At 71.5% G+C, this 15,531-nt stretch carries 13 protein-coding genes, 1 tRNA gene and 1 pseudogene; 3 read left to right on the top strand and 12 right to left on the bottom strand.

Translation table 11 applies throughout. The annotated features are described in order from the left end of the window. Positions 1-58 precede the first annotated feature (58 nt). From IEZ05_RS16850 to glxA, 3 genes are all read left to right on the top strand, one after another. Positions 59-132: transfer RNA gene (locus IEZ05_RS16850), tRNA-Lys, on the top strand. Between the two features lie 280 nt (positions 133-412). Next, a complete protein-coding gene (locus IEZ05_RS16855; RefSeq protein ID WP_189230935.1) occupies positions 413-2,431 on the top strand; it encodes a glycosyltransferase family 2 protein in 2,019 nt (672 codons plus the stop codon). Continuing rightward, a complete protein-coding gene (gene glxA / locus IEZ05_RS16860) occupies positions 2,428-4,365 on the top strand; it encodes a radical copper oxidase GlxA (protein ID WP_189230936.1) in 1,938 nt (645 codons plus the stop codon). The genes IEZ05_RS16855 and glxA overlap by 4 nt, the downstream gene beginning before the upstream one ends. A 66-nt stretch (positions 4,366-4,431) precedes the next feature. On the opposite strand, the gene IEZ05_RS16865 is transcribed toward glxA, so the two are convergent. The 12 genes and pseudogenes from IEZ05_RS16865 to IEZ05_RS16920 form a co-directional block, all read right to left on the bottom strand. Continuing rightward, a complete protein-coding gene (locus tag IEZ05_RS16865; RefSeq protein WP_189230937.1) occupies positions 4,432-5,466 on the bottom strand; it encodes a glycoside hydrolase family 6 protein in 1,035 nt (344 codons plus the stop codon). A 50-nt stretch (positions 5,467-5,516) separates the two neighbouring features. Then, entirely contained in the window at positions 5,517-6,206 is a 690-nt protein-coding gene (locus IEZ05_RS16870; RefSeq protein WP_189230938.1) for a class F sortase, read from the bottom strand. Positions 6,207-6,208: 2 nt separating this feature from the next. Then, positions 6,209-6,763: a hypothetical protein gene (locus IEZ05_RS16875; protein WP_189230939.1), complete on the bottom strand. Its 555-nt coding sequence runs from the start codon at positions 6,761-6,763 to the stop codon at positions 6,209-6,211. 103 nt (positions 6,764-6,866) lie between these two features. Further along, a complete protein-coding gene (locus IEZ05_RS16880) occupies positions 6,867-7,646 on the bottom strand; it encodes an HAD-IIA family hydrolase (RefSeq protein ID WP_189230940.1) in 780 nt (259 codons plus the stop codon). 77 nt (positions 7,647-7,723) lie between these two features. Continuing rightward, complete coding sequence (locus tag IEZ05_RS16885; protein ID WP_189230941.1) at positions 7,724-8,773, bottom strand: 2-aminoethylphosphonate ABC transporter substrate-binding protein; 1,050 nt, start codon at positions 8,771-8,773, stop codon at positions 7,724-7,726. A 39-nt stretch (positions 8,774-8,812) separates the two neighbouring features. Then, positions 8,813-9,610: an ABC transporter permease gene (locus IEZ05_RS16890; protein WP_189230942.1), complete on the bottom strand. Its 798-nt coding sequence runs from the start codon at positions 9,608-9,610 to the stop codon at positions 8,813-8,815. Next, positions 9,597-10,505 carry a 2-aminoethylphosphonate ABC transporter permease subunit gene (locus tag IEZ05_RS16895; protein ID WP_229869736.1) on the bottom strand — a complete coding sequence of 303 codons (909 nt, stop codon included), beginning with the start codon at positions 10,503-10,505 and terminating at the stop codon, positions 9,597-9,599. The genes IEZ05_RS16890 and IEZ05_RS16895 overlap by 14 nt, the downstream gene beginning before the upstream one ends. Beyond that, positions 10,498-11,549 (bottom strand): annotated as a pseudogene (locus IEZ05_RS16900) (ABC transporter ATP-binding protein). The gene IEZ05_RS16895 and the pseudogene IEZ05_RS16900 overlap by 8 nt, the downstream one beginning before the upstream one ends. Further along, positions 11,546-12,244: a phosphonatase-like hydrolase gene (locus tag IEZ05_RS16905; RefSeq protein ID WP_189230943.1), complete on the bottom strand. Its 699-nt coding sequence runs from the start codon at positions 12,242-12,244 to the stop codon at positions 11,546-11,548. Before IEZ05_RS16905 ends, IEZ05_RS16900 begins: the two are co-directional and overlap by 4 nt. Before the next feature lie 8 nt (positions 12,245-12,252). Beyond that, complete coding sequence (locus tag IEZ05_RS16910) at positions 12,253-13,377, bottom strand: TIGR03364 family FAD-dependent oxidoreductase (protein WP_189230944.1); 1,125 nt, start codon at positions 13,375-13,377, stop codon at positions 12,253-12,255. 132 nt (positions 13,378-13,509) lie between these two features. Further along, positions 13,510-14,265, bottom strand: coding sequence for a GntR family transcriptional regulator (locus IEZ05_RS16915; RefSeq protein ID WP_189230945.1), 756 nt, complete (start codon positions 14,263-14,265; stop codon positions 13,510-13,512). Positions 14,266-14,706: 441 nt separating this feature from the next. Then, on the bottom strand, positions 14,707-15,516 hold the full coding sequence (locus IEZ05_RS16920; protein WP_189230946.1) for a hypothetical protein: 810 nt from the start codon (positions 15,514-15,516) through the stop codon (positions 14,707-14,709). Positions 15,517-15,531: the final 15 nt, after the last annotated feature.

Below are 15,531 nucleotides of genomic sequence, written 5' to 3' on the forward strand. Positions count from 1 at the left end.
GCCCCGGACGTGGTCCGGAGCACCCGTCGGCGTCGGGTAGAGTTTTCCAGGTCAGCAGGCGCCGCTAGCTCAGTTGGTTAGAGCAGCTGACTCTTAATCAGCGGGTCCGGGGTTCGAGTCCCTGGCGGCGCACAGACGGTCGAAGGCCCTCCGTAGCACACGGAGGGCCTTCGGCGTACCCGGGGCCTGGGCCCCTTGCGATCATGACGAACGCCGTAGAACCCTGGTCCGGTTGGGGGGCCGGATGCCGAGGGGGGCATCATGCAACCGGGGGCTGCTGTTCCATGTCTATAAGGTGTGGATGCCGTGGTGACAGCAACCCACCACTGTGACGTCCGTGACGGTCGAGGGGGACCCGGCGGACGAAGGAAGCGACGAAACACGCGTTGACCCGCGTGTGGGGGGATGACTCATGACGTCGACGCCGACGGGCGCCGGGCAGGACCACGACCCGTCTCAGACCACCCAGCTCAGGGTGCCTGCGCATCGGACCTGGAACACCGGCTCGTTCCGCCGGATAAAGAAGGCGCTGCCCAGATACGACTACGAGCACTACAGCCGGCTCGCGGGCCCCCTCACCCAGCCCGACCCGCACAAGCCGTACAAGGTGCAGTACCGCTCGCTCCTCTCCCAGGAACCGCACCGCATCCGGGTCGCCCTGATGCTGGCCGCGGCCCCGCTGCTGTCGGTGGTGCTGCTGGTCTGGCTGCTCCAGCCAGAGCACTGGACGGAGCGCGACTACCCGGCCTTCGACTGGCTGCCCGCCCTCGACATCGTCATGCTCGTCTCGATCGGCCTGATCGAGCTCTTCCGCTGCCTCAACGTGCTGTCGAACGCGCACGCCACGCTGGTCGCCCGCGACCCGATACCGGTGGTGCCCGAGACCGGCACCCGGGTCGCCTTCCTCACCTCCTTCGTGCCCGGCAAGGAACCGCTGGAGATGGTGACGAAGACCCTGGAGGCGGCCGTCAAGATCCGCCACCGCGGTCTGATGCACGTCTGGCTCCTCGACGAGGGCGACGACCCCGAGGTGAAGGCGGTCTGCGAGCGCCTCGGCGTGCACCACTTCTCCCGCAAGGGCGTCGCGAAGTGGAACATGCCCAAGGGCCCGCACCGCGCCAAGACCAAGCACGGCAACTACAACGCCTGGCTCGAGGCGCACGGCGACGACTACGACTTCTTCGCCTCCGTCGACACCGACCACGTGCCGCTGCCGAACTACCTGGAGCGGATGCTCGGCTTCTTCCGCGACCCGGACGTCGGCTTCGTCATCGGCCCGCAGGTCTACGGCAACTACGACAACCCGATCACCAAGGCCGCCGAGTCCCAGCAGTTCCTCTTCCACGCGCTGATCCAGCGCGCGGGCAACCGCTACGGCGCGCCGATGTTCGTGGGCACCTCCAACGCGGTGCGCATCAGGGCACTGAAGCAGATCGGCGGTCTGTACGACTCGATCACCGAGGACATGGCGACCGGCTTCGAGATCCACCGCCACAAGAACCCGGCCACGGGCCGCAAGTGGCGCTCGGTCTACACCCCGGACGTGCTGGCCGTCGGCGAGGGCCCGAACGCCTGGACGGACTTCTTCACCCAGCAGATGCGCTGGTCGCGAGGGACGTACGAGACGATCCTCAAGCAGTACTGGAAGGGCTGGTACTCGCTGCCGCCGAGCAAGCTCTTCAACTACACGATGATGATCATCTTCTACCCGATGTCGGCCATGAACTGGATCCTGGCGGCGCTGAGCTGCTGCCTGTTCCTGGGCCTGGGCGCCTCGGGTGTGAACATCGACCCCGCGGTCTGGCTGATGCTCTACGGCAACGCCTCCGCGCTCCAGATCGGCCTGTACGTCTGGAACCGCCGGCACAACGTCTCGCCGCACGAGCCGGAGGGCTCCGGCGGTGTGGCCGGCATGGTGATGTCCGCGCTGTCGGCGCCGCTGTACGCGAAGGCGCTCATCGACTCCGTGCTGCGGCGCAAGAGCAAGTTCGTGGTCACGCCCAAGGGCGACTCGGCGAGCCCGGACACCCTGTTCGGGACCTTCCGGTACCACTGGTACTTCATCGTCGTCTTCGGCGGCTCGATCACCGCCGGCCTCGTCCTCGGCCACGCCCACCCCGCCATGATCATCTGGGCGACGTTCGCGCTGCTGATCACCGCCTCGCCGATCTTCGCTTGGCGGCACTCCCTGCGGGAGGCGAGGAAGAAGCCCGCCGCGGCGGCTCCCGCGGAGCCGCACACCCGGCCCGAGGACGCGGCGCCCGCGGTGCCGTACCAGCCGCAGCCGGCGCAGGACGCGCCCTACGGCGCTCACGGTGCCCACGGCGCGCACACGCCGCAGCAGAAGCCCAGCTGGGCCGCCTCCCCCGACGGGGGCAGCGACCAGACCATGCAGATCGCCCTTGGTGGACTTGGGGGACGTAAGGAATGAAAGACCGTGCCGGCCGCCGCCGCGCCCGTCGCTTCGCGATAGGCACGGCGGTGGTAGTAGCGCTGGCCGGGATGAACGGGCCGTGGCTCTACCGCTTCGGAACCGAGAAATACCACCAGTACAAGATCAACAAGCCGGAGTACAAAGCCGCCAACGGCAAGTGGGAGATCATCGAGTTTCCCGAGAAGTACCGGCAGAACACCATTCACGCGGCGCTGCTGCGCACCGGCAAGGTGCTGCTCGTCGCGGGGTCGGGCAACAACCAGGACAACTTCGACGACAAGAAGTTCGACACCCGGATCTGGGACCCGGTCAAGGGGACCATCAAGAAGGTGCCGACGCCCGCCGACCTGTTCTGCACCGGCCACACCCAGCTCGCCAACGGCAATCTGCTGATCGCGGGCGGCACCAAGCGGTACGAGAAGCTCAAGGGTGACGTCACCAAGGCCGGCGGCCTGATGATCGTCCACAACGAGAACCCGGACAAGCCGATCACGCTGCCCGCGGGCACCAAGTTCACCGGCAAGGAGAACGGCAAGACGTTCGTCTCCAAGGACCCGGTGCTGGTGCCGCGCGCGAAGAAGGTCTTCGACCCGGCGACCGGCGCGTTCGTGCGCAACGACCCGGGCCTCGGCCGGATCTACGTCGAGGCGCAGCAGAGCGGCGCCGAGTACGAGACGGGCACCGAGGACAACTACCGCATCCAGGGCCTGTCGGGTGCCGACGCGCGCAACACCTACGGCATCGCGCAGAAGCTCGCCCTCGACAAGAAGGACTTCCAGGGCATCCGGGACGCCTTCGAGTTCGACCCGGTCGCCGAGAAGTACATCAAGGTCGACCCGATGCACGAGGCCCGCTGGTACCCGACGCTCACCACGCTGAGCGACGGCAAGATCCTCAGCGTCTCCGGCCTGGACGACATCGGCCAGCTGGTCCCGGGCAAGAACGAGGTCTACGACCCGGAGACCAAGAAGTGGACCTACCTCGACAAGGTCCGCCAGTTCCCGACGTACCCGGCGCTGTTCCTGATGCAGAACGGCAAGGTCTTCTACTCGGGTTCCAACGCCGGGTACGGCCCCGACGACGTCGGGCGCGACCCGGGCATCTGGGACGTGGAGACCAACAAGTTCACCAAGGTCCCCGGCCTGAGCGACCCGGACATGCTGGAGACCTCGGGCACCGTGCTGCTGCCGCCGGCGCAGGACGAGAAGTACATGGTGATCGGCGGTGGCGGGGTCGGCGAGTCCAAGCTGGCCAGCGAGAAGACGCGGATCGTCGATCTGAAGGCCGACGACCCGAAGTTCGTGGACGGGCCGTCGCTGGAGAAGGGCACGCGCTACCCGCAGGCCTCGATCCTGCCCGACGACACCGTGCTGGTCTCCGGCGGCTCGGAGGACTACCGGGGCCGCGGCGACTCCAACATCCACCAGGCGCGGCTCTACCACCCGGACACCAACACGTTCGAGAAGGTGGCCGACCCGCTGGTGGGCCGGAACTACCACTCCGGTTCGATCCTGCTGCCCGACGGGCGCCTGATGTTCTTCGGCTCCGACTCGCTGTACGCCGACAAGGCCAACACCAAGCCGGGCAAGTTCGAGCAGCGCATCGAGATCTACACGCCGCCGTATCTGTACCGGGACTCGCGGCCCGACCTGTCGGGCGGCCCGCAGACCATCGCGCGCGGCGAGTCGGGGACGTTCACCTCGCGGGCGGCGTCGACGGTCAAGAAGGTGCGGCTGATCCGGCCCAGCGCCTCGACGCATGTCACCGACGTCGACCAGCGGTCCGTCGCGCTGGATTTCACGGCGGACGGGGACAAGCTGACGGTGACGGTGCCGGAGGGCAGGAATCTGGTGCAGTCGGGGTGGTACATGCTGTTCGCCACCGACGGTCAGGGGACGCCCTCCAAGGCGCAGTGGGTACGGGTGCCGTAGCGCTCCCGCAGGTGGTGCCTTCGGGGTGCGGGAGCGCTGTGGCTTGTCGCGCAGTTCCCCGCGCCCCTAGGTTCCTGATCCCTGCGCCAGTTTCAAGGCGTAGTCGGGCCACCATTCGCCTGCCTTCGGGCCGCCCTTGCACTCGCCGTCCGATTCGCCGGGGCGCTTGACCCAGAGGTAGGCGTCCACGAGGGGGTCGGCCGTCTTCGTCGTCGGGGTTTCGCCGAGGGCGCGGCCCGGAGGGTTGCACCAGCGCTCGTCCGGCTTGCCCTCGGTGTAGGGGCCGTTGCCGTTGCGGCTGGTGTCGATGACGAAGTGCTTGCCGCCCACCTTGGCGGAGAGCTGCTTGCCGTAGGCGATGGAGTCCTGGGTCGAATAGAAGTTGGAGACGTTGACGGCGAAGCCGTCGGCCTGGTCGATGCCGGCCCACTTGAGCGGCTCGAAGATCTGGTCGGGGTGGCCCCAGCCGGCGTTGCCCGCGTCCAGGTAGACCTTGGTGTTCTTCAGCGCCGTGAGCTTGGCGATGGCCCCCTTGAGGAGGTCGTAGCGCTCCTCGTGGAACTCGTCCGGGGTGCAGCCGTCGACCAGGTGGAGCACCGCGTCCGGTTCCAGGACGACGGTGGCGGCACGGTCACCTATGCCCTTGGCCACGCCGTCGATGAACGAGCGGTAGGAGTCGCCGTCGGCGGCGCCTCCCTGCGAGTACTGGCCGCAGTCGCGGTGCGGGATGTTGTAGAGGACGAGCAGTGCGGTGCGTCCGGCCTTGTCGGCGGCCTCGGTGAAGCCGCGGGCCTGGTCCTCCGGGTTCTCCGGGCTGATCCACTCGCCGGTGGGATGCTGGGCGATCTTGCGGATCCGGTCGGCCTGGTCCTTCTTCCCCGCCTTCTCCAGGGATGCCACCTGCTGGGCCGCGGTGCCGTCCGGATTGACCCAGAACGGATCGGTCTCCTTGGGCTGCTGGGTGATCCCGGCTCCCGCGTCCTTGTTCTTGTCCTCGTCGTCGCCGGACGAGGAGCAACCCGCGATGAGCAGCGCCGCCCCCAGCACCGCCGCGGACGCCCGCCTCGCGGACATCGTTCCGGCCCCCCTGCTGCCGTACATCCAACCCCCCTGGGTGCACTGTTCGGAGGCTCAATCCTGACATACGCGGGTCATGAGCCGGTGCCCGTGAGGTACGCGGAGACGACGACGTTGGCCGTGTAGCCGCCGGTGGCGGGGTCGAAGGTGCCGCCGCAGGTGATCAGCCGCAGTTCGGCCCGTCCCGCGTCGTGCGGCCCGTAGGCCTGCCGGGCGTCGAAGCCGTCGCGGTCGAGGACCTGGACGTCGTCGACGGTGAACTCGGCGACCTCGGCGTCGTCGCGGACCACCCGGATCGTCTCGCCGGGTTCGAGGGTGCTGATCTTGTAGAAGACGGCGGGGCGGGTCTCGGTGTCGACGTGCCCGACCATCAGGGCGGTCCCGGCCGCCCCGGGGGTCACGCCGGCCGCGTACCAGCCGACGGCGTCGGCCTGGTCGAAGGAGGGCGGTTCGATCGCGCCCTTGCCGTCGAGGCCGCGGGCCACCACCGGGGCGCTGATGCCCAGTTCGGGGACGTCGAGCCGCTCGGGCCGGGCGTCGCCGAGGGGTGTGCGGGCGGGCGGCAGCGGGATGTCGGGGGGCCGTCCGGCCGCCGCCATGTCGCCGGTGGCCGGACGGGATACGCCCTCGCGCACGTCGGTGGCCTCGCGGCCCCACAGCCACAGCCCGAGGAGCAGCACCACCCAGGCGATGCCGCTCACCAGACGGCCGGGGCCGACGGGGCGTATGTGGTCCTGTTCCCCGCGTCGATCGTGGTCGGACATGGTCAGTCCGTCCTGCGGCTCCGGCTGCGGACCCCGCGCAGCCCCACGGCGACGGCGGCGATCCCGGCGAGCACCAGGCCGGTCACGGTGTGCGCGGTGCCGGGGGGATCGACGCGCGCCCCGTCCCCGGTGTCCGGCGCGGCCAGCTCCGCGGAGCCGCCGCCGCCCGCGTCGACGGGGGCGACGGGTGAGGCGGGCGCGGTCGGGCGGTGCCGCCGCTCGACGGTGATGGTGCCCTTGCGGGCGTCGTCGCCGCAGGTGACCTGCACGGCGTAGGCGCCGGCCGACACCGTGGAGCGGACCGTGCTGGAACCGACGAGGACACCGTCCTCGGCGGCCACGGAGAGCCGGACGTCCGACTCGAACGCCGCCGACACGGCGACGGCCGTCCGCTCGGTGCAGTCGGGCACGCGGAGCGTGACGTCCGTGCCGGGCGCCGGGGAGGACGGAGTCACCGAGACTCCGCCCCCGTCCGCCGCGTACGCCGTCGGTGCGACCGGCGTGCACACCGCGGCCAGCGCGGCTCCGGCACAGAGAGTTACCTTCAGTGAGCCCATCGTGTACCTCCAGTCACCTGGAGGCTGCCCCGCGGGGACCGCCCCCGCATCCGGTGCGGGGGCGGCGCTGCTCCGAACGGGCGACGAGGGGGAGGTGCGGGTTTCAGACCCGTTCGACGAGGTCCGCGATGGAGTCGACGACCTTGGACGGCCGGTACGGGAAGTTCTCGACCTGCTCGGGCCGGGTCAGGCCGGTGAGCACCAGGTACGTCTGCATCCCGGCCTCGATGCCGGCCAGCACGTCGGTGTCCATGCGGTCGCCGATCATCGCGCTGGTCTCGGAGTGGGCGCCGATCGCGTTGAGCCCGGTGCGCATCATCAGCGGATTGGGCTTGCCCGCGAAGTAGGGCTGCTTGCCGGTCGCCTTGGTGATCAGCGCGGCCACCGCGCCGGTCGCCGGGAGCGGGCCCTCGGTGGAGGGGCCGGTCTCGTCGGGGTTGGTGCAGATGAACCGGGCGCCGGCGTTGATCAGCCGCACCGCCTTCGTCATCGCCTCGAAGGAGTAGGTGCGGGTCTCGCCGAGGACCACGTAGTCGGGCTCGTGGTCGGTGAGGATGTAGCCGATGTCGTGCAGGGCGGTGGTCAGACCGGCCTCGCCGATGACGTACGCCGAGCCGCCGGGCCGCTGGTCGTCCAGGAACTTGGCGGTCGCCAGCGCCGAGGTCCAGATCGCCTCGATCGGGACCTCCAGGCCCATGCGGCGCAGCCGGGCGTGCAGGTCCCGCGGGGTGTAGATCGAATTGTTGGTCAGGACGAGGAAGGGCTTGCCGGACTCGCGCAGCTTCTTGATGAAGGCGTCGGCGCCGGGGATCGGGACGCCCTCGTGGATGAGCACCCCGTCCATGTCGGTGAGCCATGACTCGATGGGCTTGCGGTCTGCCATGTGCGGGATCTCCTGCCGTACGCGGTCCAGCGTGCGCCCCAGCCTAAACAGAGCAGGATCTTGGGGGAACGGCCGTCTCAGCTTCCGGTGGCCGCCTTCCAGGCGTCGACGTACGAGGTGAGGTTCTCCTCGATGTCGTTCCAGTCGGGTTCGAAGATCTCGACGCCGTCCATGATCTTCGTCAGGGCGACGGCTTCGGCGTCGGTGGCCTTGACGTCCTGGCGGGCCGCGAAGCCGCCTCCGATCTCGCTGACCTGCGCCTGCGCCTTCCGGCTCAGCATGTAGTCGAGGAGCTCCCTGCCGTTCTCGGTGTGCGGGGCCCCGGTGACCAGGCCCGCCGCGTACGGCAGCGCGAAGGTGGTGGGCCTGCCGCCCTCGGGTGCCGGGAACCAGATGCCGAGGTTCGGCATGGACTTCGACTGGGCGTGGTTCATCTGCACATCGCCGTTGGCGACGAGCAGTTCGCCCTTGTCGACCTTGGGCGCGAGCTTGCCGGTCGAGGCGGACGGTCCGACGTTGTTGGCCTGGAGCTTCTTCAGGTACTCCATGGCCGGCTTCTCGCCGCCGAAGTCGTGCATGGCCTTGATGAGGACGGCCGTGCCGTCGCCAGCGACGCCCGGGGTGGAGTACTGGAGCTTGTTCCTGTACTTCCCGTCGAGCAGGTCTTCCCAGGTGGCGGGGGCCTGCTTCAGCTCCTTCGTGTTGTGGACGAAGCCGAAGTAATTGTTGACGACGGCGGTCCAGGTGCCGTTCCCGGCCTTGTCGGCGCCGCTGACCCGGTCGGCGCCCTTCGGGGCGTACTTCTGCAGCAGGCCCTTGGTGTCGGCCTGCTGGATGAAGGGCGGGAGGGTGACGAGGACGTCCGCCTGCGGGTTGCGCTTCTCGCGGGCGGCGCGCTGCACCATCTCGCCCGAGCCGCCCTCGACGTACTCGACCTTGATGCCGGTCTCCTTCTCGAAGTCCTTGAACACCTGGTCGTACCAGCCGTCGCCGTGCTCGCCCTTGAGGCCGTCGGCGCTGTAGACGGTGACGACGTTCTCGTCGGAGGCGGCCGTGCCCCCGCAGGCGGTGAGCGGAAGGGCGAGCAGGCACAGGGCGGTGACCGGGAGGAGGGGCTTTCTGGGCATGGCGAGGTGGACTCCTTGCGCGAGGGGAGGTGGGACGGGTTACCGGTACGAGGCTCGGGTGCGGATCCGGGAGACGGCGAAGAGCACCAGCAGGGTGGCCGCCATCAGGACCACGGCGATCGCGGAGCCGGTGAACAGGGCGCCGCGGTCCGTGGAGGCGTAGATCAGGATCGGCAGCGGGGTCCAGTCGGGCGGGTAGAGCATCATCGTGGCGCTCAGCTCGCCCATGGAGAGGGCGAAGCACAGCCCGGCGGCGGCGGTCAGGGACGGCAGCAGCAGGGGGAGCCGCACCCGCCACAGGACGTACGCCGGGCTCGCCCCCAGGGAGGCGGCGGCCTGCTCGTACGCCGGGTCGAGGCGGGTGATCGCGGCGGAGACGGACTGGTGGGCGAAGGCGGTCACCAGGACCGTGTGGGCGATGATCACGATCCAGCGGGTGCCGTTGAGGAGGAACGGCGGCTGCGAGTACGCGACCAGGATCGCGAGGCCGACCACCACCGAGGGCACCGCGACCGGCAGCACGAACAGGGCGTCCATCACCTTGCGGTGCCGCTTCTTCAGCGCGGCGGCGGCGAGCGCGGCCCAGGCGCCCGCGGCCAGCGCCAGCAGGCTCGCGGTGAGGGCCGTGACCAGGCTGGTGGTGAGGGCCTGGAGGGCCTCGCCGCGGGTGGCGGCCCGGTAGTTGGCGGTGGTGAAGCCGGAGGGCAGGACGCTCGACCAGTGGGTGGCGAAGGAGGCGCCGAGGACGACGAGGAGGGGCAGGGCGAACAGGGGGAGGAAGAGGACGAGGAAGGCGGCCCACAGGGTCCACCTCGCCCCCCGGCTATGCACCAGCACGGCGGCTCACCACCCGGTACAGGCCGTACAGGCCCACGGAGATCAGGACGTTGACGACGGCGACCACGCAGGCGCCCGGGTAGTCGGACTCCAGGACCGCCTTGCCGTAGACGAGCATCGGCAGGGTCGTGACGCCCTTGGCGCCGGTGAACAGGACGATGCCGAACTCGTTGAGGCAGAGCACGAGGACGAGGCTGCCGCCGGCCGCGAGGGCGGGCAGCGCCTCCCGCAGGATGATCCGCCGCACGATCCGCGGGGCGCGGGCGCCCAGCGAACCGGCCGCCTCGATCTGCGCGGTGTCGATCCCGGAGAACGCGGCGAGCAGCGGGCGCATCACGAACGGCGTGAAGTACGTGATCTCGGCGAGCAGCACGCCCCAGGGCGTGGTGAGGAACTGGAAGGGCCCGTCGGCGGCGCCCGTCACGTCCGTCCACAGTCCGTTGGCCATGCCGACCGTGCCGTAGACGAACAGCAGGGCGAGCGTGATCAGGAACGACGGGAAGGAGAGGAAGACGTCGATGAACCGGGAGACCGCGCGGGCACCGGGGAACGGCACGAAGGCGATGACCAGGGCGAGGACGAACCCGAGCACCAGGCACCCGGCGGTCGAGGCCAGCGCGAGCCACACGGTCGTCCACAGCGCCTCACGGAACGCCTCCGAGGCGAAGACGTCGGCGTACGGCTGGACCGAGGTGCCGCCGGAGTCGGGCTGGAAGGACTGCCGGACGACGAGGGCGAGGGGGTAGAGGAAGACGAGGGCGAGCAGAGCTGTGGGAGGAAGCGCCCAGAACAGCCGTGCCCCGTAGGGGCGCGGGGCTGTGTCTGATGTGCGGCTACCGCCGCCTGGGCGCGACCAGCCACGACGAACCCGCACCGGGGAGACAGGCTCAGCCATGGTTCACCCCCGCGGGCAGCAACACCGCATCGTCGGGCGAGAAGTGCAGGCTCACCGGCTCCCCGATCCCCGGCGGAGCCTTCAGCTCACGGAGGTCGGCCATCACGCGGTGGCCCGCGACGTCGACGTACAGCCGGTGTGTGGCCCCCCGCCACTGGATCTCCTCCACCGTCCCGGTGAGCCGGTTGGGCCCGTCACCGAGTCCGACGAGGTGCGGCCGTACGCACAGGGTGGCCGTGGCGCCCGGCGCGGCGCCCGCCGTGTCGACCTTGATCTCGGCGCCGCCGAAGGCGACTCCCCCGCCCCCCACGGTCACCGGCAGCAGGTTCGCGCCGCCCACGAAGGACGCCGTGAACTCGTCGGCCGGCGCCCGGTACAGCTCCCTCGGCGTCCCGCACGCGCGCAGCTTCTCACAGCGATGCGGTCGGCGAGGGTGAGGGCCTCCACCTGGTCGTGGGTGACGTAGAGGATCGAGACGTCGGGCAGCTCGCGGTGGAGGCGCGCCAGTTCGGCGAGCATCCCGGACCGCAGCTGGGCGTCGAGGGCGGAGAGCGGCTCGTCGAGGAGGAGGACGTCCGGCCGGACGGCCAACGCACGGGCGATGGCGACGCGCTGCTGCTGGCCGCCCGACAGCTCGCGCGGGTGGCGGCGGGCGTAGGCGGCCATGCCGGTCAGCTCCAGGGCCTCGCCGACCCGTTCGCGGATCTCGGCCTTGGGCGCCTTGCGGGCCTTGAGGCCGAAGGCGACGTTCTCCTCGACCCGCATGTGCGGGAAGAGGGCGTAGCTCTGGACGACCATGCCGATGCCCCGCCGGTGCGGGGGCAGGTCGGTGACGTCCTGCTCGCCGAGGAAGACCCGCCCGGAGGCGGGCCGTACGAACCCGGCGACCGCCCGCAGCGCGGTGGTCTTGCCGGATCCGGACGGCCCGAGCAGCGCCACGACCTCGCCCGGTCCGACGGTGAGGTCGAGGGCGTCCAGGACGACGTTGCCGTCGTAGGCGACGGTGACCGAGTCGAAGCGGATGCCGCTGCTTGCGGTGCTCATCGGCCGGCCGCTCCCCGCAGGAGGGCGGGCAGACCGGCGACGGAGTCCAGCACGTGGGTCGCGCCCGCCGCGCGGAAGGCGTCGTCCCCGTGGGCCCCGGTGCGCACCCCGGCGACCAGTCCGGCGCCGGCGCGGACGCCGCTGAGCACGTCGTACGAGGTGTCGCCGACGACGGCGACCCGGCGGACGTCCTCGGCGGCCTTGGTGCGCAGGAACGCCTCCAGCACCATGTCGGGGTACGGCCGTCCGCGCCCGCCCGCGTCGGCGGGGCACAGGGTGAGCGGCACCAGGTCGCGCCAGCCGAGCGCGTCGAGGATGGCGTCCTGGGTGACGCGGGCGAAGCCGGTGGTCAGGACGACGGTGCGGCCGTCGGCGGCGAGTTCCTCGACGGCCTCTCGGGCGCCGGGGACGGGGGCGATCAGGCCGTCGCCGACGAGTTCGCCGTACGCCTTCTCGAAGGCGGCGTTGGCGCGCCGGGCGCGATCCTCGTCGCCGAAGAGGTGCCGGAAGACGGAGATCTTGGACTCGCCCATGGTGGCGCGGACGTGGTCGAGCTTCTCGGCGTGGTCGGCGGTGCCGGGCTCGACGCCCAGTTCGCGGGCGGCGGTGTCGAAGGCGCGCTCGACGAGGCCGCCGTCGGCGACGGTGGTGCCGGCCATGTCGAGGACGACGAGGCGGATGTCTGTCGTGGTCATGGGTGCTCTCACCAGCCCAGTTCGTTCGCGGTGGTCTCGGCTATCGCGGGCGAGCAGGTCATGCCGCGCCCGCCGGGCCCGGTGACCAGCCAGACCCCTTCGCGCACCTGCTGCCGGTGCACCACGCGGCTGGTGTCCGTGCACTGCGCGTACACCCCGGCCCAGCGGCGGCGGACCTTCGGCAGCGGGCGGCCGAGGAGGGACTCGACGACGCCGGTGAGGTGCTCGTAGGGGTCCTCGACGGTGTCGAAGGCGAAGGGGTGCTCGTACTCGTGGGTGTCGCCGATGGTCAGGCCGCCGTCGGCGCGCTGGACCATCAGCAGCTGCATCCTGTGCCGCGCGGCGGTAGCGGGCTGCGGTTGCCGTGCGTTCAGCTCGTCCAGGGCGGGCGATCCGTACGCGGGGTAGTAGCGGAAGCTGTCGGCGTCGGCGACCGAGGTGGTCAGCGGTTCGCCCAGCGGGTCGGTCTGCATCATCTGGAGGCGGACCCGGCGCACCGGCAGGTCGGGTCCGGCCAGCTCGCGCACGAGGCCGCCGAGCCAGGCGCCGGTGCACAGGACGACGACGTCGCCGGTGTGTACGTCGCCGTGGTCGTCGCGGACGGCGTTCTCGCCGATGACGTCGCGGACCTCGCGGCCGGGCAGGAACGTGTAGTGCGGCGACTCGAGCAGTTCGGCGCGCAGGGCGAGCTGGGCGGTGCGCGGTTCGACGGCCGCGTCGCGCTCGCAGTACAGGGCCGCGTCGAACTCGCCGCGCAGGGCGGGGTTGAGCGCGCGGGCCTCGGCCGGGGTGAGGAGCGCGTGGCCGCGGGCGGCGGCGTCCGGGCGGGCGACGGCGGCCTCGGCGACGGCGCGTTCGAGGTCGCCGCGCAGCGGGGTCAGGGAGCCGTTCGGGCGGAAGCCGAGCGCCGGGATCCGGCCACCGATCTCCTCCCACAGCTCCCGGGCCCTGAGCGCGGTCTCCAGCTCCTCGCCGCCCGCGCGGCCGCTCACCCAGATCTGGCCGAAGTTGCGCAGCGAGGCGCCGCGCGCCTCGGTCTCGCGCTCGATCTGCACGACCTCGTGGCCGCGTTCCACTGCGTGCCAGGCGTGCATGGTGCCCACCACGCCGGCTCCGACGACTATCACTCTCACGACCGCAACGCTCCTTGGCATCGGGGAACCGGAGGAATCCGGCTGACAACGAGAGCGTGAACTGGTCATCACGTTTGGACTAGACCCGTTATCATTTCGTTACTCGTCTGGGCGGTCGGAGAGGGGTGCTTTTCAGCCGCTCAGGTGGGCCGTGAACGAGAAGCGGTCGCCCCGGTAGAGCGTGCGCACGCGCTCCAGCGGGCGGCCCTCGGTGTCGCGGGAGACGCGGTGGATGAGCAGCATCGGGAGGGCCGGCGGGGTGCCGATGAGCAGGGCCTCGCGCGGGGTGGCCAGCACCGTCTCGATCCGTTCGTCGGCGTCCCCGAAGGCGATGCCCTGCGCGGCGAGGTGGGCGTAGAAGGACGAGTCCGGGTCGAAGGCGGTGTCCAGGTCGGGGATGCGGGCCACGGCGACGTAGGTGCTCTCCAGGCCGACCCGCTCGTCGTCCGCGAGCAGCACGCGCTCCAGGTGCCAGACGGGCTCGCCGCGCGTGAGTCCGGTCTCGGCGGCGAGCGGTTCGGGGCAGGGGAAGCGGTCGAGGGTGACGAGCGCGCGGCCGGGGGTACGCCCCTGGCGCCGGACGCCCTCGGTGTAGCTGGCCAGGGACAGCGGCTGGGCCAGCTTGGGGCCGGCGACCACCGTGCCGCGCCCCTGCCGGCGCAGCTTGCCCTCGAGGACGAGCTCGCGCAGGGCCTGCCGGACCGTCTCGCGGGCGACCTCGTACCGCTCGGCGAGGTCCCGCTCGGTGGGGATGGCGCTGCCCTCCCCCAGCTCGCCGACGAGACGGTCGATCCGCGCCTTGACGGCGTAGTACTTCGGCACGCGGCCGTGCTCCGGGATCCCGGAGCGGACGGGGGCGCCGGGGGCCTGGTCGTTCGGGTAGTCCACGCAGGGATCGTCGCAGACGCGGACGCGGCGGCCGACGGGACCTCGGGCGCGGGGCGGTGACGAAGACGGCGCCGCCGGCCGGCGCGTCCACGGGTCCGGCGCCGGGGCGCGGGGCGGAGCCGGCGTCCTGGGCTGCCTGCGCATGCCCGTCCGGTCCTGCCGCCGCATGCGGGGCCGTCGGCCGGGCGTCGACGGCCCCGCGAGGCCGGCTCCCGAGTCAACAGCGCCCGCGAGACCGGCGCCCGGGCGTCGACGGCGCCGTGGGTCCTGCGCCCGGGGCAACAGCGGCGCCCATCGGTCCGGCGCCGAGGGGTCACCGGCGCCTGCGGGTCCGGTACCCCGGAAAGCGCCGCCCGCCGGGCCGACGCCCGGGGCGTCAGGGGCGGCCACCGGTGCGGCGCCCGGTGCGTCAGAGGCGCCCGCCGGCCCGGCGCCCCGGCGTCAGCGGCGTCTGCGGGTCAGCAGTACGGCCGCCGCGCCCGTGGCGAGGAGCAGGGCGGCGGTCGCGAGGGGCGCTCCCAGGCGGCCCAGTCCCGTGCCGGCGAGTTCGTCGGCGAACGGGAACCCGGTGCCCCGGCTGTCGGGGGTGGAGGCCACGGAGGGCGCGACGGGTTCCGCGTTCTCCGCAGCGGCCGACTCCTCGGCGGCCCCGTCGGACGTGCCGCCGGTCCCGACGCGGAAGCGGTAGTCGTTCGACTGGCCGATCCAGTCGCCGTCGTCACCGCGGCGCTGGACCACCGCCGCGTTGGCGGTGACCTCGCCGGGCGCCGTGTCCGAGGTGAGCGCGAGCCGCACCTTGACGGTGAGGGTCCTGCCGGGGCCGACGGTGAAGCCGGAGAAGGCGGCGTCGCCCTCGCCGAAGGCGCCGATCAGCTCGTCGCGGTCGGTCGCCTCGAAGGTGACGGGGCGGGGGTGGTCGCCGTCGTAGAACTCCAGGCGGGCCTGCGCCGGTTCCAGGGACCGCCGCTCGTCGACGAGGACGACGACCGGGTGGACGGCCTCGCAGGTGCGGGACGTGGTGTTGGTGAGGTCCAGGTACCAGGTGCCGTAGCCGCCGCCGGACTCGTAGGCGCTCGGGCCGCCGCGGATGCGGGTGGTGAGCGGGAAGGTGTGGTCGTCGGGGGCCGTGCAGGCGGGCAGCGGGGCGCTGGGGCCGGCGGGGGCCGGGGATACGGCGGCGGCCGGGCCGGCTGCGGCCAGGAGGGCGGCTGCCGCCGCCAGGCAGGGGGACGCGGGCGTGAACAGTCGCATAAACACATGAGCGTG

Origin of the sequence: Streptomyces flaveolus, from assembly GCF_014648815.1 — a bacterium.
In the GTDB taxonomy this organism is placed as follows: domain Bacteria; phylum Actinomycetota; class Actinomycetes; order Streptomycetales; family Streptomycetaceae; genus Streptomyces; species Streptomyces flaveolus.

What these genes read in the sequence shown, in the direction of transcription:
- IEZ05_RS16855 (WP_189230935.1), top strand. Translation starts at nt 413, where the DNA reads ATGACGTCGACGCCGACGGGCGCCGGGCAGGACCACGACCCGTCTCAG.
- glxA (WP_189230936.1), top strand. Translation starts at nt 2,428, where the DNA reads ATGAAAGACCGTGCCGGCCGCCGCCGCGCCCGTCGCTTCGCGATAGGC.
- IEZ05_RS16865 (WP_189230937.1), bottom strand. Translation starts at nt 5,466, where the DNA reads ATGTACGGCAGCAGGGGGGCCGGAACGATGTCCGCGAGGCGGGCGTCC.
- IEZ05_RS16870 (WP_189230938.1), bottom strand. Translation starts at nt 6,206, where the DNA reads ATGTCCGACCACGATCGACGCGGGGAACAGGACCACATACGCCCCGTC.
- IEZ05_RS16875 (WP_189230939.1), bottom strand. Translation starts at nt 6,763, where the DNA reads ATGGGCTCACTGAAGGTAACTCTCTGTGCCGGAGCCGCGCTGGCCGCG.
- IEZ05_RS16880 (WP_189230940.1), bottom strand. Translation starts at nt 7,646, where the DNA reads ATGGCAGACCGCAAGCCCATCGAGTCATGGCTCACCGACATGGACGGG.
- IEZ05_RS16885 (WP_189230941.1), bottom strand. Translation starts at nt 8,773, where the DNA reads ATGCCCAGAAAGCCCCTCCTCCCGGTCACCGCCCTGTGCCTGCTCGCC.
- IEZ05_RS16895 (WP_229869736.1), bottom strand. Translation starts at nt 10,505, where the DNA reads ATGGCTGAGCCTGTCTCCCCGGTGCGGGTTCGTCGTGGCTGGTCGCGC.
- IEZ05_RS16905 (WP_189230943.1), bottom strand. Translation starts at nt 12,244, where the DNA reads ATGACCACGACAGACATCCGCCTCGTCGTCCTCGACATGGCCGGCACC.
- IEZ05_RS16920 (WP_189230946.1), bottom strand. Translation starts at nt 15,516, where the DNA reads ATGCGACTGTTCACGCCCGCGTCCCCCTGCCTGGCGGCGGCAGCCGCC.